Genomic DNA, 23,802 nt, shown 5'->3' on the forward strand with positions numbered 1-23,802 from the left:
GCCGGGTCCCAGACCGTGCCGACCCTCGTGGTCGCAATGATCGCCACCGACATCGAGGCCCACTGCGGCCACCGCCGCCTGGCCATGGGCTGGGCCGTCGTCCAGGCCGTGGCCGCCGCCCACCAGATCGTCGCCGACAAGGGCCTGCCCAAGGCCGGACTGTCTGAACGCTCCTGGAAGGACTGGGAGCCGGCTTCCTGCTCAGCCCCGACTATCAGGACCTGCTCTGCCGTCTGTTCACCACCCGTCCGGTCGAGTTAGGCTTTGCCCGCGACTACTCACCCCCGTCCGCTGATCCACTTTGGAGCGGAACCGTAGGCGAGTGCGACACTCTCCCGCGGGGCAGGCACTTGCCGGGGGAACCAGGCCCCGCCGACACGCTCGGCTTCGGAACCGTCGGCGCCCGAAGCGTCCCGGTCCCCGAGCCGCGCGGCCATCGCCCGCATCGCCCTCGCCCTCGCCCATGCTCAGCTCGGCGACCCCGACGACGCCGTGGTCCTCGGCCACCAGGACCTCGACTCCGCCCGCGTCATCGACTCCGTCCGCCACCGGGCCGGAAACCTCACCACCTTCCTGACCCTCCGCTATCCCCACCAGAGCGCCGTCGAGGGCCTGCGAGAACGAGTCGCCACCGTGGACACCCCGGCAACAGGGGCGCACACCCTCAACATCCGCAAGCCCTACTTCGACCTGATCGCCAGCGGCGCCAAGACCATCGAGGTCCGCGTCGGCTATCCCAAGATCCGCAAGATCACCGCCGGGAACCTCCCGGGCATCCAGAATGCGTGCGCATATGGCCATATTGAATGGCCGGAGCGACCAGCCCGCCCGGCCGTCTGTCGATGTGCCAGGCCAGGTTGTGGACGGGGTTGTGGGCTGATCGTTGACGGCTCTCGGTGCTGTTGACCCTGGCCATGGCGTCTCCTAGCAGATCCAGCGGGTCTTGTCCGTCAACCGGGTGGCTCTGCTCAGTTCTAGGGACAGCGTTTGTCAGCGAGTTTGAGCAGCAGTTGTCGATCTACCAGCTCCGAGATGCTTGCGCGCGGTCTAGGGTGTGGAGCCATGCGACTGGCCGAGATGGAGATAGCCCGGCGGGACTGGAAGAGCATGCTGTGCGGGTGCGGCAGCTCGGCGGAGCATCTGGCCCGGGATCTGCTGAAGCTTGCGGGTAGCGGATACCGGCAGGAAGCGACCCATGTCAGCCTCGAACAGCATGTCTGGTCTCCAGCGGTCCTGTGGGAGCCTGCTCCCGCAGTGACATCCGTCGCTCTGGCAGCTCTCGCGGACGGTCTTGCACTGACTGCTCGCGAATGGTTTCTCGAACTCCTTCAGTGCTTGGTGGCAGGCGAGGGAACGGATCGGGAGTCCGCTCGACGAGGACTCGATCTTCCGGAGGTGTGCCGTGGCCTTGCAGGGCAAGGTCTCTGGCTGCTCTATGAAGAGGTCATATCGAATCGGTCCCTCGGGGCTGCTGGCACTGCCTTCGAGATCCTCACAGTGGTGGAGCCCGACAGGGCTCGCCTGCAAGGTGTTCGGGAGATCGCGGCCGACTGGTTGCCCATGTGCTGCCGGACCGGCCTGTGCGATGACGACCTTCGTGCCCTCGACCACTGAGTGTGCTTGGGTCGTGGTTGAGCTGCCGCACTCCGATGCGAGAGCGGCAGGCCGTCTGTGGCTTCAGGTCGGTGCCGTAGCGCCGGACCATCCGGTAGGAGACGTCCGCCACGTGTTCCTCGACCAGGCAGTGGAAGATCCGCGTTCGCCTCCGCACAGTCGGCATACCCGGGCTGAGGATGGTGCCGTGATCAAGGAACGAGCACCGCGCCCGGGCGAGTGGTGCTGCGGACGGTGGCGGCCGCTGTCAGGAGCGCGGAGCGCGTCGGCGTACCGGCCCTGCCCTGCGGCTGGGCGGCTTCGGCGTCGTGCTGGGCCCGGGCCCAGCCGAGGTCGCCGCTGGCGACGGCCGCGACGAGACGGGCGCCGAACAGCTCGGCACCGGGCCGCAGGGCGCCCCGTTTTGAGCGGCGAAGGGCTAGCCGCGGGTCGCACGGTACCGCCTGGCCCCGCCGACGGGAGCTCCGCTGGCCGCTTGGTCCTGGGATGTCCCGGTCGACTCCGGTTGAGCAAGTGCCTGGCCGGACGGGCCGTCTGTGGCGCTGATCGCAGGGACCAGTGCCGGAAGTTATCCGGGCGGGCAGCATGGCGCCTGAGGTGTGTGGGATAGCGTCCTTCTCGTTTGTCCGGAGTGAGGAGACGTCGTGCAGATCCAGAGTCAGGCAGCGCGTGGGCGCGATATCCCTCGGGGGCTCACGTTCACGATTCTCGCGGTCGGGGTGCTGTGCCTGGTCGTCGGGCTGGTCTTCGCGGGGGTATCGGTTTCCTTCTTGACGGATGCGAAGCGGGCCCGGGGCACGGTGGTGGCCCTGGACCGGCAGGTGGACGCGGCGTACCCGGTGGTCGAGTTCACGCCGGCGGGTGGCACGCCGAGGAAGTTCCGCGATTCTGCGGGTTCCGATCCCGCGTCGTACGAGGTGGGTGAGCGGGTCGAGGTCCTCTACCGCCCCGGCTCTCCCAAGGACGCACGGATCAACGGGTTCCTCTCACTGTGGCTGGGGCCGCTGATCCTTGGCGGGGTCGGGCTGGCGTTCACGGGGGCCGGCACCGTCATGGCACTGGTGTCCCGGCGGCGCCCCTAGTGCTCGATTCCTCTGTCGATGGATATGCCTCCTGGTGGTAGGTCGGGCTCGGGGATGGTGAGCCCGGGGCCACTGACGAGCTCGGGCCGGTGATCCCCCGGGCCTTCCCGCCCGGGCGGGCTGGTCGCCGGACAGCCACCGCATCAAATCCGAGGTCGCCTACAGCCGCGGTCCGGAGAAGACCTGGGGCTACGGCGGCCTGCGCGTGCTGGACGGGCAGGAGGTCACGAAGACCGCCTCCTCCCGCAGCAATGCCTTTACCAGCAGTTTCTCCAGCGGATCGAGGAAACCGTCCCCGCATCCTTGCCCGGTCTGTCGTACTGCACCACACCGAATCCGGCCGCGTCTCGAGATCGTCTACAGCGACGCGCTCTGGGCGAGGATCCACTCCCGCACGGTGGCGTCCAGGCCGGTCCGCCTGGCCATCGGTGTGGACATGGCCGGCCGCAAGGACGTGCTCGGCCTGTGGGCCAACGACGGGAGCGAAGACGCCACGGCCTGGATGATCGTGCTCTCCGAGCTCCGCAACTGCGGACACTTTCCGTCCGAGCATGCCACGCTGAAGGTGCTTTACCTCGCCGTTCGCGAGCTGACCACCACCAAGGCACGCGATGTCAACAACGTCGCGCCACATTGGAGGAAGCAACCGAACCAGTTCTCACTCGCCTAAACACGCCTGCGGAACACCGCTCAAGGGTGACCGAACGGGTAGTTCTGGGTGGGGACTGCGGTGCCATCCGTATTCCAGTACTCGCGTTCGCGCGCCCACGCGGTTTCGGGCGGACTCTGGTATTCGTCGTGGCCCGGCGGGACGTTGGCCTGGTAGCCCCACAGGCCGTCGTAGCGGGTTTGGGTGTCGGTGAACGGGTTGTAGGGGGTGCTCTCCGCGTATCCGTGCTTGTAGTTCGGGTTGTAGAGAGGTGACTCGATGTCGTGGGTCTGGACTCGTGCCCGCATGACGATGCTCGGGGGGATGGGGAGCTTGAGGTCGAACGGGCGGGTCGGGTCGAGGGGGAGGTCCACGATCAGGGTGATCTTCCGGGCCATCGTGATGGTCTCGCGGGAGATCTTCCGGGGGACGGCCCACTCCTTTTGTGTCTGGGCGTAGTACCAGGCGTCTCTGGTGGCGTACTCGGGCTTCTTGCGTGCCGGGTCGAGAAGGTTGTCCGCGACGCTCGCCACGTACTTGGTCGACTGCATGCGGTAGAGCCAGGTGTCGAAGCGTACGGACCCCTTCTCCGGAGGCGTGAGGGAGGCCTCGTACCTGAGGCTGCCCTTGAATATCTCCATCGCGGCGACGATGGAGGCTCCGGTGCTGATGAAGCCGGTCTGCGCCAGGTACTGGCCTCCGTGGACGTGCCGGGCGATGTCGTAGAGGTGTCCTCGCGCGGTGAAACCGGTTTCGAAGATCTCGTCCGGGTGGCGCCGGTCGAAGCGGATCAGGAACTTGGGCCGCTCTGTACGGCGGAGGTACGGGAAGACCTGGTCCGTCGCCTCACGGGAGGCCGTCCGGGGGGCGAGTGTCATGGCATGTCCTTCATGGCTCATGGCGTGGTCGCGAGCCGCCAGTCGACGGCGTGTGTCGGGTGTTCCAGGAGGGTTGAGGCACATGCGTGTCGCCGGCGCCTGGGCGGCTCGCCGGAGTCCGGCACGTTCTCGTCGAGATCGAGGAGGACGGTGTCCGTCGACGCCTGGGTGAGCTGCCAGGGCCAGGCCTGGCGGGCGTCGCCGGGATGACCGGTCAGGAGGGTGAGGTCGGCGGGCCCGGTCTTCTCGCAGAGCGTGGGGTGGTTCGCGCGGATGAACCTTCCGGTGGCAGCCGTCGCGTCTCCCCAGTGGATGACGTGGAGCGAGCCGTACGTGGTGAGCAGCACAAGGCTGTTAGTGGCGGTGTCGGGTGAGCGAACGTTTCCGGTGGCATTGGCGGCCAGGACGAAGACCTTGCCGAGCCCGTGACGGATCAGTGGGTTCGCGATGTCGGAGTGTGCCGCGGGGAAACCTCGTGCCGCGATGCCGTGGCCCTTGATCCAGTCGCGGATGTCCGGCGCGTACTGGTCGAGGTGTCCGCCGTACACCACATTGCCGACCGGGATGCCCTGCAGCGAGGGGAGGAGAAGGTTGTGGTGAGCCGGGTCGGGCTGTGTGAGCACGACGTAGTTGAGGGCCGCCCCGTCGGGCCGCACGCGGCGGAGCGCGTCGTGGACGAACGCTCGGGCCCGGCTCCTGACGGAGTTCACACCCAGGGCCGATCCGCAGTCGATGAGGATCGTCGTGGCGACCTTGCTGTCGGGAAGGACGAGGAGCGTGCAGGTCGACATGGAGTCGGTGAATTGGTGCACCTCGAGGTCCGAGGTGGGTGGGCTGGTCACAGGTGCTCCCTGGAGTCGAGTGTTCCTGGTGGAGCGCTCAGGCCCGCGGGGGCGGGTTGAGGAGCGAACCGAACTTCTGGATGAACGCCTGCTTCTCCTGCTCCGTCGGCTCGGCGGGAAGGACATCGCGGAGTGGGTCACCCGGGTAGCCGTGAGCGACGGCCGACAACGGGGTGCGCATCTCGATGAAGCGGACACTGAGGCCGTCGACGGCCGTGAGCGGGCCGGGGAGCTGGATCTCGGTGGCGTTGAAGAAGCCCACGGCCATCGTGGCCGGGACGCTGAATTTCGCCACCGCTCCCACGATGAAGCTGTCGTCGCTCCGGTCGTAGCCGTGGACGAACCTCAAATCATCGCGGGGCATGTTCATTCCGGATCTGGAGATCGCCGCGCCGGCCGCGATGGCCTCCACCGGGGAGAAGGGGATGAACCGGGTCTTGTACGTATCGAAGTCCGGTGCGTTCCCGGTACCCAGCGGTTGGACCCCTGGAGGGGTGCCGTAGCGAAGCGGTACCCACGCGGGATGCCAGCCGGCGATCCCCCGGTAGAGCACGAGCTCGCCTTTGAAGTACTGAAGCACGTACTTCTCCAGCTCCGGGTCGGAGATGGTCTTGTGCGCCTGACCGCGGGGCCCCAGGGATGTGGCGTCGAAGAAGACATCGCCCGCGCCGTTCCTGGAGTACCTGTAGAAGCCGGCCCCGGCCTCCGTGTCGCCGAGGGCGGTCAGGGGGTACGAGTGGCCCTGGATCGTCAGGGTGAGGCCGGTCGGGGGCTGTCGCGTCGTTGTGCTCGCCGAGAACGTGAATTTCTTGGTGAAGTTCCTCAGCATCGGGACCTTCTGTTCGTAGGAACGCCTGGATTCGTATGGACGCCTGGAACGCTGCGGGGCTCCCGCTCTCACCTGTCGGTCAAGGGAGGGGACGTGGAGGCGAGGACGAAGGAGAGGTGCTCGAACCCGGCGTTGAGCACCAGTGAGCGGCGGGTGCCATCCGTGTCGTGGACGAGGCCGACATCCGTGAGCACCGGGCTGAGCGCGGGCGGAAGCCGGGCGGGGTCCAGCCCGAAGATGCGGGCCAGGTCGGCCAGCGGGACACCCGGTGTGCCGGACCAGTGTGCGGTGAGCTCCGTCGCCGACGGGTTGGTGTCGAACGCGATCGTGAACCGCATGAGGTGGTGGGCGGTGGTGTCGGAGGGGACGTCGATGAGGAGCTCGCCCTGCCACTCCCAGCCTTGGGATGTCCTCGAGACGGTCAGGTCGACGTTGAGGAGGAGGTCCGTCACGGGCAGTGTGCCGGCGAGCCGGAGGGCGAATTCCGCATGCCCGTCCTGTGGCTTGGCACAGGTCACACTCAGCTCGTCGAGCGTGAACTCCGCCATGGACCGGGGAACGGTGATCTGGTGCTGCCGGGAGAGCCAGTCCGCTAGGCGTGCGAAGCGAATGTCGTATGCCGCTCCGGCGATGTTCCACGTTCCTTGTTCGTAGGACGCGCGCAGCTGAACGGGTGTGTCGTCCACGAGGAACGCGCCGTGGAGCGCGCCGGCCCAGGGCAGGCCTTGCGCACCGCTCATCGTGAGCTCCAGGTCCGTGAGCTCCAGGGTGTCGGGAATGATCGACCAGGGTGCGTCGACTCCGAAGGAGAGCGTGTAACTCTTGGCGCGCAAGTCCACGACCGCGCTGAGGTGGCTGCCCTGCCGCGGCATGTTCTCGCCCGCTGCCCGGAGGAACTGCTCGGCTGCGGGAAACAGGTTCACCGGCGTGGTGACCTGGGTGGTGAGGATGAGCTCGGGCACGGTGATCGACGCGGCCGCCGTGACGGTGTCGGCGATCTTCGCGCTCGCGGTCACGGTGACCGAGGCGTCCCGGGCGGGCTCAGTGGGCAGGGTGAGCGAGAAGCTCGCGCCGACGTCGGTCAGCTCCAGGACGCCGGGAACGACCGGCCAGGAGCCGGCGAGGTGGATATCGAGCCAGGCCGCCCGGATGCGGCGAGAGCTCAGGTCGAGGGTGAGCCGGAGGTCGGCCAGGGCCAGTGCCTCGAGGATGGAGGTGACCTCGGACGGCAGCGGGGGCAACTGTACGTCGCGTGCGAACGGAAGCCTGGTGAGGGCGTCCAGGTCGGACAAGGACAAGGGGGCGAACTCGCCGGCCAGTACGTGGGTCGACGGAATGGTCTCCGCACAGCTGGGCTCGTGCGCTGACACGAGGCGGAGCCGGCCGGCCCCCGGGAACACGGCGTCCATCGCGACACCCGCGAAGGGAACCAGGTTGCCGTCGTGGTTCTCACGAGTCGCCAGGCGCAGCGCGAGCGACTCGAACCCTTCCGGGAGGAAGGTGAGGTCGAGTTGGAGCCGTCCGGACTCCACTGCCCATCTCGGGTACGTGATCTCGGCTTCGACGCCGGTCACGTAGCGGTTCGTGTCGCATGGGAACCGCACGACAACGGGGAGTGGGGTGCTCTGTTCCGTCGCGCTCGGGAGGGTGGTGTGACCCGAGACGACGATGCCGCCACCGGTTTCCGTGTCGTCGGAGAGCGTGGCACCGGTGAGGGTGAGTGTGCCGTCCAGGTGCTCGGCGAACAGGGCGTCCACGGCGGGAATCGCGAGGGCGCTGCCCGGAAGGACGAAGGTTTCGTTCTGGAGCCGATTCTTGAGTTCATCGGTGGACATGGCCATCGCGGGCACCTCCATGCCGTGACGCGGTGCTGTCAACTTGTGGGTGTCGGTGGGCGGGTTGAGGGAGGCGCGTGGCCGCGGCAGCCTCCAGCGCTCTTGGGTCCGCGCGGGTAAGGAGCGCGGGCAAGGAGGCCGACGGGCAGGTCGGACGGGAAGCGCCGGTGGCACGCATCAGGGTTCCACCGAATCCCCGGTTGCCGTGGCGAGCGCCTGCGATCGGGGATTCACCCTCGTCGGAGGGGACGTATTGACGATAACTCAGAAATCCCGTCGGGAGAATTTCGGTGACACCGCAGTGATGGCCGCACGAGCCGCCGCACCGATCCCGGAGCGAGGCCGATGAGCGAATGTGAAGCACACCACACGCCATCAGTTGGCTTGCGGATCAAGCGTTCGCATAGATTTAAGGTGTTGGGTCATCACCCGCTTTGCGCACAGCAGGTCGCGGCAATTCGGTCAACCATTGAACAAGAAGATTCGGGTGAACTCTCAACTATGTTTGTTGATACGCGGAGTCGATGAGGCAGATTGAACTCGCCAGGGGCGAACTTGCCGAGCAAATCGGTCTGGTGTCGTACAACCCTGCCCCGAGACGGGAAACCTGCCGGGTTTCCCGAGCGCGAAGTGATCTCTCTTTCGACTCCCCTCCGATTTCCCGTTCCCGGCCCGAAAGGTGCCTCTTGTTCGCCCTGCTCGTCGATGCGCGAATCGCCGCCAAACTCAGCGACCTCCCCCTGATCGGCGACCGCATCTCCCCTGACCACGACCTCGGCATCACCGGCGTCAAAGCCGTCATCGCCTCCGACGCCCTCACCGCCGATCAGGTGAAAGCACTCAACGAACAGATCTCCCGCCTGGACGGCACCCACCCGACGTTTCCCGAGGAAACCCGCGGGCGCGCCCTGGTGGCCCTGGACTACGAGTGGGGAGGCGAAAAACGCACCCCTTTGCTGTTCCGCCTCGCCGACGCGAAGCCCGCCAAGGACCACGAGAACGAAGCCCCCGCCCCCAAGCTCCTCAACGCCCCGCCGATTGCGGGGACATGGGCGGCATCACCCGCGACGGACGTCCAGGCAGCGGCGGCTCCGCCGACCGCACCCGACGACCCGGCGGCTCCGGCCGCCGCGTGGGTCACCCTCGACCGTTCCTTCGGCCCGCTGTACTTGCGGCGCCTGGGTGCGAGCTACCAGGACGAGAAGGTCTGGGTCCTCTGCGACGCCACGGTGCACGCCGGCCCCTTGGAGCTGGGCGTGGACGGGCTGGGGCTGGGCATTGCCCTGGACGGCAAGGATTTCGCGCCCTCCGGCCGGCTCGACGGGCTGAGCCTGTCCTTCCGCAAGCCGCCGCTGGAGATATCCGGCGCGTTCGTGAACAAGCCGGTCGCCGCCGACTCGCCCTACGACCGGCTGATCGAGGGCAGTGCCCTGATCAAAACTCCGAGCGCCAGCTTCGGGGCGATCGGCGCCTACGGACACCTCAAGAGCGGAGCCCAGTCGCTTTTCCTGTACGCGGAGTTGGGGGCCGCGTTCGGAGGTCCTCCCGCCTTCAGGGTCACCGCGGTGAAGGCGGGTTTCGGTTACAACAGCAGCCTGCGCGTGCCCGCCATCGACCAGGTCGCCGGCTTCCCCCTGCTGCGAGGGCTCGCCGGAGCAGGTGAGGGTACGCCGCCCGAGCCCCTGGACGTGCTCAAGGAACTGACCGAGGGGACTGACGGCGCTGCCGCCTGGGTCACCCCGCACGAGGGCAGCACCTGGCTGGCCCTCGGCCTGAACGCGGACGTCTTCGAGATCGTCCACTGCAAGGCCCTGGCGTTCGCCGAGTTCGGCCCGGACGACCTGGTGGTGGGGCTGCTCGGCTCGGCCAAGGCCCAGTTCCCCGACCCGGAGAAGAAGCTGGGCGAGCCGTACGCCAGCGTCGAGCTGGACGTCTCCGCGGTCTACCGGCGCTCCGCCGACATGCTCGCCGTCGACGCCCGTCTCGCCCCGGACAGCTTCCTGCTCGACCGGTCCGTACACCTGACCGGCGGGGCGGCACTGCGTCTGTGGTTCGGCGGCAGCGCGCAGCCCGGCGACTTCGTCTTCACCATCGGTGGCTACCACCCGCGCTACGCGCCGCCCGCCCATTACCCGAAGGCGGACCCGGTCGGCGTCGACTGGACCTCCGGCTCCGAGCTGACGGTGAAGGGAACCAGCTACTTCGCGCTGACCCCCTCCGCCGTCATGGCCGGAGGCCGCCTGGACCTGCGGTACGACGGATCGTGGGCCAAGGCCCGGATCGACGTCGGCTTCGACGCCCTGGTCGAGTGGGCGCCGTTCCACTACGAGGTGGACGTGTGGGCGGAGATCACCGCCCAGGTGTGGCTGCTGTTCGGCTGGAGCGGCGAGGCGTCGCTGGGCGCGCGGCTGTCGGTGTGGGGCCCGTCGTTCGGCGGCACCGCACACGTGAAGGTGCTCGGCATCTCCATCCCGATCGACTTCGGCGAGCCCAAGGCCGGGCCGCCGCCCATCGGCTGGGAACAGTTCCGCACGCTGCTGCCGCAGCGCCCGCTGACGCTCACGCCCGTCGACGGACTCCACCCCGACCACCCCACCGCGGCGCGGCAGACCGAACCGGCCGACAGCGGCTCCGGCGCGTGGACCGCCACCGCCGACGGCTTCGCCTTCACCGTCGGCAGCGCGTTCCCCGCCTCCGCGCTGGAGGTCAACGGCGTGGACGAGACGCGGAGCGGACCCGCCGAGACCGGGGACAGCCCCGCCAAGGTGCATATCCGTCCGATGGCCAAGACCGACCTCGACGTCACGCTCGCGGTCACGGTCGAGGAGGAGACCGAGGACGGCCACTGGCGGCAACTGCCCGCCGACCACTGGCGGGACTGGACGGTCACCACGCAGCGCGCGCCGCAGCCGACCGCGCTGTGGGGCGCCGGAAAGGCCGACGACGCGCTCGGCGCGGACCCCTTCGTCCACGGCCTGATCAGCGGGGCACGCATCGCCGTACCGGCCCCGCGCCTGCCCGAAGCGGCCGCGTCGAGCCGGAGCGGCCGCCTCGACCACGCCCCGCTGCCCGAGGGGACCCTGCCGCTCGACCCGGGCGCGGCGCCCGCCGGGGTCCGCGGGGAACCGGAGGAGGCCCCCGGCACCGGCGCGCTGCGGGTCGACACGCCCGAGCAGACCGCGCTGCGAAAGGGCGCGCTCGCCGCCCTGGCCGCCGCCGGTTATCCGCTCGACGCCGCCCCGGAGCTCAACCGCTACGCCCGCGAAGCGGCCTTCTCCTCCCCGCCCCTGCGACTCGTCCACTCGTGAGGACCTCATGACCACGCACCCGACCGAGCAGTCCGCACCGGCGGACGACACCCCCGTCGCCTTCTACGACCACCTGCTGCCGGGCATCGAGGCGGGCCGCTACCGGATCACCGTCGAGCAGCAATTGCCCGCCGAGCAGTTGCCGGGAGCCCGGCTCGACCCGGTGGAACAGATCGTCGACGTACGGGCCGCGCAATTCCGTCTCGACCCGGCGTGGGTGCATGCCGTGTATCCGGCCGCGCACAGCCAGGGCCCGTTCAACGGCCTGCTCCCGCACATCACGCTCAACCCGACGGCCCTGCCCTGGGAGCGCGAGTCCTTCACCGCCGGCGTCCAGAACCCCGGCCGGGCCCCTTGGCTGGCGCTGCTGCTGTTCGGCGAGGGCGAGCTGCCCGGCGACCCCAACGCCCTGGGCACCACCGCATCGGTGACCATACGCGCACTCCTCGACGGCGACGCCGCGGTGTCCGGGCCCGTCCTGGACCGGGACGCCGTCGACCCCACCCTGCTCGACACTCCCTGTCAGGTCGTCGACGTGCCGGGGGAACTGCTGGCACAGCTGCTCCCGCAGCCGTCCGACCTCGCCTTCCTCGCCCACGTCCGCACGGGTGGCGAGGACGCCGCGCCCGTCGAAGGCCAAGACAGCCGGCCTGGCCAGGACGCGCACGCGGTCATCACCACCGCCCGGTTCCCCGGCGCGGGCCGGGGCCGGTACGTGGCCCACCTGGTCTCGCTGGAGGGCCACACGCCGCCCGGGCCGCAGGCCGACGGCAAGCCCGTGCGTCTGGTGTCCCTGCACAGCTGGACGTTCACCTCCTGCCCCCAATCCGGCGACGGCTTCGGCCGACTGGCCGGACGCTTCACCCCGGGGAACGGCGAGCACAGCGCCGCCCCGCTGTGCCCGGCACCCGCCGCGGGGCTGACGGAGGAACTGGGCACCCTGATGGAGCAGGGCATGGTGCCGATGACCCACATCACCGAGTCCGGCGAACGCGCCCTCGCGTGGTACAGCGGCCCGTTCCTCCCCCGCGTCGCACCCGAGCTGCCCCGGCCGGCGGACGGCCACTTCCCCGACGCCGACGGTCTGCTGCTCCACGAGCCGCACACCGGCACCTTCGCCACCGGCTACGCCTGCGCCTGGAACGTGGGCCGCGCCCTGGCCCTGGCCGACCCCGGCTTCTCCACGACCCTGGTCCGCCTGCGCCACCAGGGCCGGCTGCGCCGGGCGACCGACCGCCAGTACGCGACGTACCGTCGGCAGCTCTTCCTCAGCGCGCCGTCCGCCGGACCGGCCCCCCGCATGGCCGCCCGCGCGGCCGCCTTGACGCCGCGCGAGCAGTTCGAGGAGCTGCTGCGCGGCGACGCCCTCGACGCGCTGGCCCCGACCCTCGGTATCCCCGAGGACGACGAGCCGCGCCCCCGGACCGTACGCGCCGCTCCCGCCGCCTACCGTCTCGACGCACCGAAGCGTTCCTCCGCCCCGCCGCAGGCGTCGCCGGACGCGCGGGAGGCGGCGGCGTGGCTGGCGAAGCTGCGCACGCTCAGCGGAGTGCCGTTCGACTGCCTCGTGCCGGACCAGCGGATGCTCCCGCCCGAGAGCCTGCGCCTGTTCCACGTCGACCGCGGCTGGCTCGACGCCCTGCTCGACGGCGCGCGCAGCCTGGACCGGCACCCCGGCGCCGACGCCACGACCGATGCCGAGCTGGACGACCTGCTCGACGGCCAGGGGCCCGTGCCCGCCGCCGGTCTGCTGCTGCGCTCGGCGCTCGTCCCGGGCTGGCCGACGCTGCGCGTCGAGGCCCGCACCGCGTCCGGGACCACGCCGGTCGAGGTGATCCGCCGCGAGGCCCTGGGCGCCGACGTCCTGCTGATGCTCTTCGAGAAGATGCCCGACCGCCTGACGATCAGCGAACCGCACCAGGGGCTGCACTTCGGCGTGGACGACCAGGGGAACGTCGCCCTGCGCAGCCTGGCCCCCGGCGAGGTCGGCCGGCCGCTGGGGCGCTCGGTGCCCGTGGGCGCCGACCCGGCCCTGACCGTCACCACTCCCGCCGGGGCGCGGGTGCTGGACATCGGCAGGCTCGCGGCCCGTCTCGCCGAGGACGTCAAGCCCGGATCCCCGCTCTCCCCCGCCGAGTTCGCCGTGCAACTGGTGCGCGCCCCCGAGCAGCTGACCCTCACCTTCGAAGGAACCACCCGATGAACACCGACCTCCTGGTCCCCGTCAGGCTCCGGGCCCTGGTCGTCAACGACCAGGTGCGCGGCCGGGACTCCTTCCTCCGTTGGCTGCCCAACTACCACTTGCTCGGCGTCCACCGCTCTCCGGAGCCGTCGCCCTACGCGAGCACGAACACGGAGTTCTCCCAGGAGGCGGGCAACGACGGCGTGTACCTGCACTGGGAGCTTCCGGCGGCGCTGCGCCGGGCGACCACGCCAGGTGGCGAGGTCACACTGCCGCCCGCGCCGAACCGCTGGCTGGTCGTCCGGCACGCCTACACGGCCGCGGGTGAGTACGCCACCGCCGCGTGGGTCGTCGAGAGCGACTTCCTGGACAAGCGCACGGGCACTGTTCCCTATCTGCGCCCCGGCCGGGGCCATGTCACCCCGACCAGGATCGGGCGCCACACCGAGGCCGCGCAGTGGGCGGAATCCGCGGCGGACCGGCCCACCTTCCTGACCGCGACCGGCCCGGGAACCCTGTCCTTCGCCGCGTTCCAGCCGCACTGCCAGGACGTCTTCTCCTTCCACGACCCCCTGACGCAGCTGCCCCGGCAGTTCGACCGCCTGGGCTACCAGGTCATCGGCTGGCACGCGGCGGGCTCCGACGACCCGCTCGCCGACCCGCGGGTGCGCGAGGCACTGGAAGGCTCCCTGGGCTGGCAGGTGGACGGCACCCCGCCCCCGGGCACCCGTACCGTCTACACCGGCCGCGTCCACAGTGTGTCGCCCCAGTACGACCCCTCCGGCGAGCAGCGGCCCGACCCGACGGTGGCCGTCGCCGACAGCGCCCGTTCCGCCCTCACCGCCCTGACCACCAGCAAGGCGGCCACCGACCCGACCCTCACCCTCGCGCCCGCGCTCCTCGACCAGCTCCAGAGCAACACCCTCGCCCGGGCGGACGAGCCCGACAACACGCACCACCTCGCCGACATCCTGCTCGGCGCCGGCTTCGGCGAGGGCACGGCCTCGTACGCCTGGCACACGGTACCGCCCAGCACCGCGGAGAAGCCCGCCTCCCCCGAGGACGAGCGCCGGGCCCGGTCCGTCGAGGCCGCCCTGAACGCCGCGCAGCACGCCTACGACCGGGCGGAGCGCGAGCTGGCCGGGCTGCGCCGGAGGCTGTACGGCATGTGGCGCCTCCAGGGCCTGCCCGTACTGCCACGCGGCTACCACCACCAGCAGCTGACGCAGGAGCTCGACCCGGCGCGCGAGGGCAGCCTCGCGGCGCGCGTACGCGCCGACCGGCAGGAGGTCGACCGCCTCCGGGCCGCCCTCCCCAACGGGGATACGCCCGCCCAGCTGACGGAGGCCGTACGCCAGTACGGCCAGGCGCACGGCCTGCCCACCGGCTGGGACCTCAAGCGTGTGGCCCTGGCCCCCTTCCACCGGGCCCTGGACCCCGCCGTCGTCCTGCAGGGCGCCGGCTCCATGCCCGTCTCGGACGACACGACGCTGCGCTGCCGGTTCGGCGACCAGACCGTGACGGCCGTACGCCTCGCCGACAGTTCCGTCGAGGTCACCGCCGACCGGGCCGATCTCGCGTGCAACACGCTCGACCTCGGCACCGGCGAGCACACGGCCATGCCGGACTCCACCCGCGCCCTGCTGCGCGAGGCGTTCCTGCTCGACCCGAACAGCCCGACCGCGCAGCCGCGCCCGACGGACAGCCGGACGGACGCGGGCGCAGTGTCGACTCCGCGCACCGGCATCGCCCCGGCCTTCGGGAACGATCCCTGGGAGCAGCCGTGGCACCCTCTCCATCTGCTCTGGGAGATCGAGTACCACCCCCTCCCCCACGACCAGTGGGAGTTCGACGGCAACCGCTACTCCTGCCCGCAGCCCCGCCCCGAGGCCGCGCGCACCTACACCGGCAGGACGCTGCTCAGTGACCACCTGCCGCGGAGCCTGGCCGACCAGCTCCGGCAGTACGCACCCGACGACCCCGGGCTCTCCTCGCACTGCGACGCGCTGGCGGAGCGGGTGGTGCGCGGGGACGTGCTGTCCAGCTCGCTGGCGGGGCTGCGCGACATGCTCATCGGCCAGGACCCCGGCCAGGGCGTCCCGCCGCTGGGCGCACCGCTGGAGCTGGTGGAGCTGATCGGTGATGCCTACCGCACCAGCCCCGACCCGGGCCCCCTGCCCGTGCCCTTCGAGGGCTGGCCGGACTCCGGCTTCCAGCAGCTGCGCGCGGGCCAGTTCCGCTTCCTCAGACTGACCCTGGTGGACTCCTTCGGGCGCGCCCTGGACGTCATCACCCCGGCGGGCACCGGCGAGGCGAGCGGGCTGCGGCACCCCGTGGTGGCCGACGCGCTGCGCCCACAGCACGTCCCCGAGGCCCTGGGGACGACCCCGGAGCACGTCGTCCAGCTGCCGCCGCGCCTGCCGCAGGCCGCGCGCCTCGGTCTGGACCTCATGGACGCCGCCCGAGACACGCACCAGGCCACGCACGTGGACGACGGGAATCCGCTCGCCGGATGGATCGTCCCCAACCTGGTCGACGGCTCCCTCACGACGTACGCGCCCGACGGCACCGCCCTCGGCCTGCTGCGCTGGGCGTACCGCATCGGCCGGCCGTCCCGGGAAGCAGTGTGGACGCCGCTGCCCGGTGCCGCTCCCGCCGACCTCGACGCGCTGCGCACCGCTTTTCCCCACCTGCACGCGCTCGTCACCTGGTTCCAGGGCACCGGCACGGATGGCAGCCCGCTGCCCGCCGCCATGGATCTCCTGGAGACCTCCCTGGTGGACATCGTGCCCACCGCGGGCGCCGCCACGGCCGCGCTCGCCGGGCGTCCGCTGGCCCTCGTCCGCTGCCGCCTCCACCTGGACCTGGACGGACCGCCGCCCACCGACCCGGGGTGGCAGCACATCTTCGACCACGAGCCGCCGAGCCCGGAGTTCACCGGCTACTCCTGGCCGGTGCGCCTGGGCGAGCAGTTGCGCATGGGCGACGGACTGGTGGGCTACTTCGCCGACACCGACCCCGACGTGCTGCGCAGCGTGGTCGCACCGGCCGACGCTCATCCGCGCATCGCCGCCATCGGCGACGGAACCCACCTGCGTGTCACGGCCGGAGCGCCCCGGCACCTGACCCTGCTGGTCGACCCGCACGCCCCCGTGCACGCCACCACCAACCTGCTGCCCACCACGGCGCTGGAGATCCCCCACCGATTCACCGACGGACCGCTGAACCGCATGCGCACCGTCCTGCGCACCGGGCCGCTGCTCACCTCGGCGGCAGCGTTCTCGGAGGGCACCGTCGCACTGCCGGTGCGCACCGTCGACGACCAGACGTGGACCTGGGCGGAGCGCGCCGCCGACGGCACCTGGGCCCACTTCGCCACCTCGGCCGCGAGCACCACTCCGCGCTGGAACGACCGGGCCCCGGTGCTCCGCTCCGGTCTGCTCACCTCCGGCAGCCCGCTCCCGCCGGCCGACGCCGCCGACACCGGCGCCACGTCCGAGTAACTCCCGCAAGCATCCAAGGAAACGCCACCATGAGCACCCACTTCGGCGGCACCAGCCGCCTGACCTACGGCCTGGCCACCGTCCCGGCCCCCTTGGCCACCGACCGGTCGGCCCACATCGACATCGTCGTGTCGAACTCGGGCACCGAGGCCGTCCTGTGCAAGCAGATTCTCGTCGTGCTCCCCACCGGCGACCTCGCCCAGGACCTCGTGCCCGCGGGCCACCGCGTCGTCCCCACCGTCGAACCGGTCGACCAGTGGACCGTCGACGAGATCGAGAGCGGGGTCCTCCTCACCCTGCCCCAGGACGACATGGCGGCCTTCACCGCCGGCGGCACGCCGCTCACCGTCCGACCCGCCAGCGGCGAGTCCGTCTCCCTCACCACGCACGGGCTTCTCCTGCGCCTGAAGGACTTCAAGGCCAACGGTCTCGCGGGCACCGCCCTGCTGCGCGTCCGGGAGACGGTGAGCGTCGACAACGGCCAGACCTGGGAGACCAACCAGGTCGTCCTCCCGGTCGCCAAGTACCCCGCGGTCGAGGCCCTCACGGCCGACGTGGTGGGCGACCTCGTCCTCCGCGAGGCGGACATCAACGGCAACCCGGGCTCCGTCCCTGTCACCCTGCTCGCGCCGGGCCAGAAGGCCATCCTCACCTGGGCGGCACCGTCCGACGCCATCTGCGACGTCTACTTCGACGGCCGCCACGCAGGTCCGCTCACCGGCCAGGAGAAGTGGCAGTTCCCTGTCACCGGCCTCACCCGCGACACCCACTTCCACGTGCAGGTGACGCTCAAGCGCTCCGGCGACACGATCACGCAGCACCTCTCGACGGCCGTCGCTGTCGCGAAGCCCGTCCTCGAGCAGCTGACCGTCACCCAACTGACAGCCGTCAAGATCACCTCAGGCGGCCGGACGAACAACGACGGTCACCAGCTCCTCACCATCGAAGGAGCCGTGGAAGTCGACAAGGAGAGCCATTTCCACGGAAACGTGTACGGCGGAAACGGCACGCTCATCGTGGGTGATGCCGTGGTCGCGAAGAAGAGCCTCTCCGCCGAGGAGCAGGTCACTGTAACCGGCTCGCTCACCGCGCAGACGGTCAAGGCACGGGACGAGGTTCTGGGCAAGAAGCTTGCCGTGACCGAAAAAGCGCTCGTCGGCTCAACGAACTTCAGCGGCATGGACAACGGCGACCTCTGGATCAGCGGCAAATTCTCAGCCAACCGCGCCGACCTCAACACCCTCCTCGGCACCCCGGACAAGCTGACCGGCGCCTTCAACGGCACGGAACGCACGGCGCCGTCCCACGGCCTGCTGCTCCTGTGGATCAAGACCGTCGGGCATCACGCCACCAGGACCGTCTACGTCGACATCAACACCGGCGGCGAGAACTTCGAGACCGTGGCCGCCGCATCGATCGACTACGGCAACGCCCCGGACGTCTGGGGTGCCTCGGCTACCGTCCCCCTGCGCAAGGGACAGCGATACAAGATCTGGCAAGAGGGCGAAGGCGGCACCACCGACGCGTACTTCTTCCCCGTCCTCTCCGGATGACACCGGTCACCGACTGACCACGCCCCACCTGACATAGGCCCCGCACGACTCGGCGGCTCGCAGAGTTCCCCCTCATTGACCACAGGTTCGCCCGCGGCGGATGGGGTGGCACGGGCGGCCGGGGCAGCGGGCAAGACGGTCGCAGCGGAGGCGGCTCCGGCAACGACTGCGGGGCGTAGAAGCCGTTTCCCGGCCGCCTCGGAATCCGCGAGGGGCGGACGGCGCCACAGGGATCGCCGGCTGGAAATCGATTGAGGATCGAACATCACAAGGAATCCACCGGGCCCGGCATACGCGATCGCAGCGCCCGCCCACAGCTCCCAGCCTCCGTCCGTCGAGTGGACGGCCGTAGGCGACCGCAGAATATCGAGGACGGGATTCGGCAATGCCATTGTCCGTTGAGGAAATCGCCGAGAGGGCGCGGAACGGAAGCCTGTGGCTTGCGGCCGAGGAGTTCACCGACCCCGCAGTCCGTGGCGCGTTTTCCACCTATCTCGGCTCCCCCGAGCTGAACTTCTCGGACGCGGAATTCACCGCGGAGAGCATGATGGCGCGAGGGCGCTGCGTCGTGCCCGCCCTCGGGCCGGAGCCGTGCCCGGCCGTGGCGGAGTTCCTGGCCGACGCCTCGGGCAGGGTGGTCGTGGGATTCGTCCTGGTCGTGGACGCCCCGAAGTGGCGGCTGCCCGAGCCCTTCCCCGCGTACGACCTGAGCCCGCTTCAGGCCCTGGGGGCGCAATCGCCCGTCGTCGTGCTCGACGCCACTCCCCGTACGGGCAAGACGGCGGAGCAGGAGCGGACGTACATCGTCGCGGGAGCCCGCTGGGAGCTGCCCGGACTCGACGAGCCGGTGTTGTTCCTCGCCTCCGAGCACGAGGGCGTGTTCACGGTGTCCGCCCGCTTCCCCGACGGGCTCACCCTGCCGTCCCTGCGGTACGTGGCGGACCTGCCGGGTTGCACGGGCGCGGACGCCGTCACCGACCACTTCCCCACGGAGTGGCGGGGGCTCCTCGCCTCGGCGTTGCCCGCGCTCCGCGAAGTCACCGTCTCGTACACGCCCGGGGACGGGCGGGTGACCGGAGAGCTCGACGTCGGCCTGGCAGACGAATGGCCACTGCTGGCGGGGGTGACGCTCAGCCAGGTCCGTGCGCGGATAGCTCTGGACTCCGCCGCCCGGCAGAACGGGTGGGGAGGACTTTCGGTCGAGCTGAGCGCGCACCTGTCCGTGGGTGGACTGGAGAGTGCCGTCACGGTCGACCTGCCCGCCTTGACGGCGCACGGCGAACTCGCCGACGGCAGCGGCCTCTTCGAGCAGGCCGCCCCCGACCTCGGCAAGAACGGCCTGGGGCGACTCTCCTTCCTGTGCGACCTCCGGGAAGGCGCCTTCGTCGTCGCGGGAGAGCTCCTGAGCCCCCTGGAGATCGCTGGCGTAAGGATCGAGGACCAGACGGTCCTGGTGTCCGGCGGCGGGGACCGGGAGCTCGAGGTCGCCCTGGCGGGCACGCTCGTCGTGGGCGGAACCCGGATCGGGGTGAAGGCCGCCAGGAGCGCCCAGGGCTGGGGTCTCACCGTGGAGGCGGATCGCATCGCCTTCCGCGACATCAGCGCCTGGACCGAGCAAGCCATGGGCAGCGGCCTGCCCGCCTCCTTGGCAGAGCTGACGTTGCGGGAGCTGTGCTTCGAGATCGTCCCCACACCCTCCGGCAGACTGTTCGCGGCAGCCGGATCCGCCGAGTTCCCGCTGCCCGCAGGACTGCGGGCCCGCGCCCATCTCACGGCGCGGATCAGTACCGGGGACGGGCCGGCCGACGTCGAGGCCACCGGCTCCCTCCTCCTCGCCGGCCCGGAGTCGTCGCTGATGGAGCTGGACCTCGTGGCGGACAAAGATCCGGACGCCACGAGCTGGACCGCGACCTGGGCCGCCCAGGAAGGCATCACGCTCGGGGAGGCGCTCGCTCCCCTGCTGCCCGCGACGGGCTCGCCGACGGCGGGGCTGCCGAACCTGCTGCCCGCCGTCGAGAAGGTCTCGCTGCGGTACACCGCGCCGACGGCGGCCGGCGCCGCCGCCTCCCTGGTCCTGACCACCGACACCCGTCAGCAGGCGCGGGCCGTTCTGGTCGTCACGGACTGAGTCGTCACGGCTGAGTCCGTGACGGCTGAGTCCGTGACGGCTGAGTCGTCACGGACTGAAATCCCCGCGGACTCGCCGAAAACCCCGAAAGCTCAGAAATCCCAGAAAGCCCCGAAAGGAAACACCCCCGCCATGCGTCGCCTCACAGGGATCGACCCTGCCCGTCTGACACCACCGCAGCCGGTCCGGGCGGCCGCGGAGTCGCCCATCGAGATCGCCTGGCTCGGTGGCAAGCCTCTCCGCCTTACCGTGATACGGCCCGGCATCGCCGTGTGCCCCGACCCGGACGTGCTCGACATACGTGACGACACCTCCAACCCCGAGCCCGGCCTCGAGCTGGACGCCGAGGACTACCGAGGGGAGATCGACTTCCTGCTCCGGCGGATCGAGTCCTCCGAGGCGGGCAAGCGCCTCGTCGAGTTCCTGGGCCACGCCCGGCCGCTGCCCGACCCGGACGGCACGTACGGCGGGCCGGAGGACTGGGACGCGGGCATCAGCACGCGGGTCCTGTGCCGCCACGACGGCTCCCGGAAGAGCGGCCGGACGCCGAAGCAGCGGGACCTCGCGGGGATCAACGTCATCATCACTCAGGCCACGGACGGCAAGCCCGCCCAGTGGTCGCTGAACTCCAGGCTCAAGGGACCGCTCTACAACGGCCGGGGCGTGTACTCCGTCGTGTCCTTCCACCCCCGGGTACTGCTGCTCTCCGACGACGTCGCCACGGCCCCCGAGGTGACCCTCGCCCACGAGCTGATCCACGCCGCACACGCCCTGGCCGGGACCATGGACGACACGGGTCACGACGCCGACGAACGCGCCAGGGTCCGGCAAGCCGCGCTGGCCGAGACCGAGCGGCTGTTCCGCGAGAGGTACGGCGCCGGCTCCGCGGTCAGCATGAAGGACCCGGGCCCGGTGAACGTACGCGAAACCGGCAAGCCCGAGACACGCCAGGAGCGCGAGACGTTCTACAAGGCGACGCTCAGCGAGCTGTCCCTGCGATACCTCAACCCGCTCCCGGTCGCGGAGACGGAGCAGGGGCTGGTCGTGCTGCGCGGCATGAACTGGGAGGAGATCCGCACCCACGGCAGCGACGTGGCCCTGGAGTGGATCGACGGCGTGGTGGAGCGGCACAAGGGCCGGCGGATCTCGCCCGCCCCGGCCGAAGTACGAGCGGAGCGCGTGGCCTTCGACCACCACGCCCGCGCGGTCGTGCGCGCCGGCCGACGGGACGCCGACGGCCTCGCCGCCCTGCGCGACGCCGCCGCCACCTGGCAGCAGCGCACGCGCGTGCGCGGGGTCACCGAGGTCGCCATCGCCCGCGACCTGGGATTCCGGCACCGCATCGCGTACGTCGCGCTGACGAGGGTGGAGCACGTGCACCACTTGGCCGTGTCCCGCAGACGGATCCCCCACCACCTCTTCGCCGGCGCGAGCAGCTTCGTGTACAAGCGCGACGTCTCCTCCCTGAACGCGCTGGCAACCTTCCTGAGCACTGTCGACCGGGCCGCCGCGTTCCAGGTGTGGGACCACCGGGACAAGATCGGCGCCGCCCGCCTGGAGCAGGGCTACCTGGTCGAGCAGCGCGCGTGCCATCGCAGCCCGGGGAACCCGGTCGAGACCTCCCGGCCCCAGTGGACGAGCTCCGACAGCCTGCCCGAGGAGCAGCGGAAGCAGGCCGGGGTGATCGTCAACCGGGCGCGGCCCAAAACACCGGCCACCGGCAGGACGCCCTGGGAGCCGATCACCGACGTGTACGCGGGACAGGCCGTCAGCAGTCCCCGCCCCTCAAGGAGGGCGTGGGCTTCGTCGCCCTGGTCCCGGCCAAGGTCGACGACCACGGGAAGCTGCTCACCCTGGCGCGTCGCTACCGCGAAGAGGCCACCGCGACCCGGCAGGGGTGCGCGCTCGTCATCGGGCTCAACGAGGGCTACCCCTACGGCGAGAGCGACGCCGATCGGGCGAAACGCGTCGCGCGGCAGCGGCGGGTCATCGACGACTTCACCAAGGCCTGGCGGCAGGAGAAACCCGATTTTCCGGTCGCCGTCCTTTCCTTCCTCTGGTGCGCGCCCAAGGGCAAGACGGCTCTCGGCGATCAGAAGACCATCCCTTACGGAGCCATACGCCAGACCATCGCCGGGAGCGACCGGGCGCAGGAGTTCGTGAAGGCGCTGTACGCCGACGGCAAGGGATACGAGCGGGTCTACTTCCACACCGGCGACGCCGATGTGATCTCGCTCAGGACTCCCGAGGCCAAGCCGCTGTTCGACGCGGCGGCGGACCGACTGCGGGAGGAGAACTGGCCCGACCTCTTCAGCGGGGGCTACCGCCTCCCCGCGGGGGGCGATCCGCGTATGGACATCGCCACCGCGATGGACCGGGACGTCCGCGTCGCGATGGCGAAGGCCGACCCCAGGACCGTCTACTTCCCGGAGCCCAACACGTTCATCAAGCTCCTGGACGGCCTCACCCACTTGGAGGACGGCGTCACCTTCGGCACAGGCGCCCAGGAAGGAGACGCCCTGGCGAAGTCCCTCGGGATGGCCCGCGGCGAGGACAAGGACAACAAGGTAAGGGTGTTCGCCCCCGACTGCTCCGTCGTCACCGACGGCGAAAGGCTCGTCAAGGCCATCCTGGACACTCCCGGAACAGGCGCCGTCCGCGACCGTGTCATCGCACTCCGCCAGTCCTACACGCAGAGCCATGCCCGCCGTGAGGAGTGGCGCAAGCGTGTTCTCGACTTCTACGAGGTGGAGCCTGCTGCGGCGCTGGGCCTGTCGGATCTCGTCTTCGCCGTTCCGGACGACACCAGGCTGGCAGAACTCGCCGGAATGGAGCCGGCGTCGTTCGAGCAGTACGTCTCCAAGGACAGAAGGGCGGAGCTCTTGACGAGCATCAAGGATCAGAACCTCGGTGCCCCTCTCCGGGCCCAGCCCTTGCTCGGCGCAATCATCAACGGCACCCACCAGGCCCTGCTGCGCAACTACGTGGAGGCGTATCGTCGGCTCCCACGCTGAGCACGGAACGGCTGCCTGAGGTTTCGAGCGGGGACGCTCTCATTCCAAGATCGCGGGGCCGGTGGGGAGCCATCCCGAGAGCGTGCGGCGGTGGAAACACCTGTGGGAGCAGGGCGGGGCCCAGGCGTTGCGGTGGCGTCCGGCCGGCGGGCGGCCTCCAGGCCCCTCGGCAAGAAGGCAGGCGGAACCCGTAGGGGGTGGCCACCCCCTACGCACGCATCCCGGCGACGTTAGAACCTGACGCATACGTCAAGTGCAAGTTCCCACCCGGACCTGGCCCTGGGACGCCGATCCGGGTTGCGGCGCACAGGCCATATCACCAGTGGCGTCCCGTCAGCGGCGTTGCCAGGTGATCACGGCACGCTGGCGTGCTCCACGTCGCGGG

14 protein-coding genes and 3 pseudogenes are annotated in these 23,802 nt (G+C 70.4%); 13 read left to right on the forward strand and 4 right to left on the reverse strand.

What is annotated here, in order from left to right; genetic code table 11:
• Positions 1-36 precede the first annotated feature (36 nt).
• The 5 genes and pseudogenes from EKH77_RS00090 to EKH77_RS00115 form a co-directional block, all read left to right on the forward strand.
• Entirely contained in the window at positions 37-261 is a 225-nt protein-coding gene (locus EKH77_RS00090) for a hypothetical protein (protein ID WP_126912401.1), read from the forward strand.
• 372 nt (positions 262-633) lie between these two features.
• Positions 634-741 (forward strand): annotated as a pseudogene (locus EKH77_RS34680) (ASCH domain-containing protein); the annotation flags it as partial.
• A gap of 321 nt (positions 742-1,062) precedes the next feature.
• A complete protein-coding gene (locus EKH77_RS32805; RefSeq protein ID WP_164737674.1) occupies positions 1,063-1,614 on the forward strand; it encodes a hypothetical protein in 552 nt (183 codons plus the stop codon).
• 644 nt (positions 1,615-2,258) lie between these two features.
• On the forward strand, positions 2,259-2,696 hold the full coding sequence (locus tag EKH77_RS00105; RefSeq protein ID WP_240667140.1) for a DUF3592 domain-containing protein: 438 nt from the start codon (positions 2,259-2,261) through the stop codon (positions 2,694-2,696).
• 352 nt (positions 2,697-3,048) lie between these two features.
• Positions 3,049-3,366 (forward strand): annotated as a pseudogene (locus EKH77_RS00115) (transposase); the annotation flags it as partial.
• Positions 3,367-3,386: 20 nt separating this feature from the next.
• Here the strand turns inward: EKH77_RS00115 and EKH77_RS00120 are convergent.
• The 4 genes from EKH77_RS00120 to EKH77_RS00135 form a co-directional block, all read right to left on the reverse strand.
• On the reverse strand, positions 3,387-4,223 hold the full coding sequence (locus EKH77_RS00120; protein ID WP_164737675.1) for a hypothetical protein: 837 nt from the start codon (positions 4,221-4,223) through the stop codon (positions 3,387-3,389).
• Positions 4,224-4,240: 17 nt separating this feature from the next.
• Positions 4,241-5,065, reverse strand: coding sequence for a hypothetical protein (locus tag EKH77_RS00125; RefSeq protein ID WP_126912404.1), 825 nt, complete (start codon positions 5,063-5,065; stop codon positions 4,241-4,243).
• A gap of 37 nt (positions 5,066-5,102) precedes the next feature.
• Positions 5,103-5,894, reverse strand: a complete 792-nt coding sequence (locus tag EKH77_RS00130) for a hypothetical protein (protein ID WP_126912405.1) — start codon at positions 5,892-5,894, stop codon at positions 5,103-5,105.
• A 68-nt stretch (positions 5,895-5,962) separates the two neighbouring features.
• Positions 5,963-7,729: a hypothetical protein gene (locus EKH77_RS00135; RefSeq protein ID WP_126912406.1), complete on the reverse strand. Its 1,767-nt coding sequence runs from the start codon at positions 7,727-7,729 to the stop codon at positions 5,963-5,965.
• 686 nt (positions 7,730-8,415) lie between these two features.
• Between EKH77_RS00135 and EKH77_RS00140 the strand changes: the two genes are divergently transcribed.
• From EKH77_RS00140 to EKH77_RS34685, 8 genes and pseudogenes are all read left to right on the forward strand, one after another.
• The gene (locus tag EKH77_RS00140; RefSeq protein ID WP_126912407.1) at positions 8,416-11,037 is read left to right on the forward strand and encodes a DUF6603 domain-containing protein; all 2,622 of its coding nucleotides are present in this window, start codon (positions 8,416-8,418) and stop codon (positions 11,035-11,037) included.
• 7 nt (positions 11,038-11,044) lie between these two features.
• Positions 11,045-13,240, forward strand: a complete 2,196-nt coding sequence (locus EKH77_RS00145; protein WP_126912408.1) for a hypothetical protein — start codon at positions 11,045-11,047, stop codon at positions 13,238-13,240.
• Positions 13,237-16,722 carry a hypothetical protein gene (locus EKH77_RS00150; RefSeq protein WP_126912409.1) on the forward strand — a complete coding sequence of 1,162 codons (3,486 nt, stop codon included), beginning with the start codon at positions 13,237-13,239 and terminating at the stop codon, positions 16,720-16,722. Before EKH77_RS00145 ends, EKH77_RS00150 begins: the two co-directional genes overlap by 4 nt.
• Positions 16,723-16,751: 29 nt before the next feature.
• Positions 16,752-18,275 carry a hypothetical protein gene (locus EKH77_RS00155; protein WP_126912410.1) on the forward strand — a complete coding sequence of 508 codons (1,524 nt, stop codon included), beginning with the start codon at positions 16,752-16,754 and terminating at the stop codon, positions 18,273-18,275.
• 385 nt (positions 18,276-18,660) lie between these two features.
• Positions 18,661-20,403 (forward strand): hypothetical protein, encoded by a 1,743-nt coding sequence (locus EKH77_RS00160; protein ID WP_126912411.1) that lies wholly within the window; start codon positions 18,661-18,663, stop codon positions 20,401-20,403.
• Positions 20,404-20,535: 132 nt separating this feature from the next.
• On the forward strand, positions 20,536-22,566 hold the full coding sequence (locus EKH77_RS00165; protein ID WP_126912412.1) for a M91 family zinc metallopeptidase: 2,031 nt from the start codon (positions 20,536-20,538) through the stop codon (positions 22,564-22,566).
• A complete protein-coding gene (locus EKH77_RS00170; protein ID WP_126912413.1) occupies positions 22,563-23,417 on the forward strand; it encodes a hypothetical protein in 855 nt (284 codons plus the stop codon). The genes EKH77_RS00165 and EKH77_RS00170 overlap by 4 nt, the downstream gene beginning before the upstream one ends.
• 40 nt (positions 23,418-23,457) lie before the next feature.
• Positions 23,458-23,658: pseudogene (locus tag EKH77_RS34685) on the forward strand (helix-turn-helix domain-containing protein); the annotation flags it as partial.
• Positions 23,659-23,802 lie beyond the last annotated feature (144 nt).

It is taken from the genome of Streptomyces luteoverticillatus (assembly GCF_003970715.1).
GTDB lineage: Bacteria > Actinomycetota > Actinomycetes > Streptomycetales > Streptomycetaceae > Streptomyces > Streptomyces abikoensis.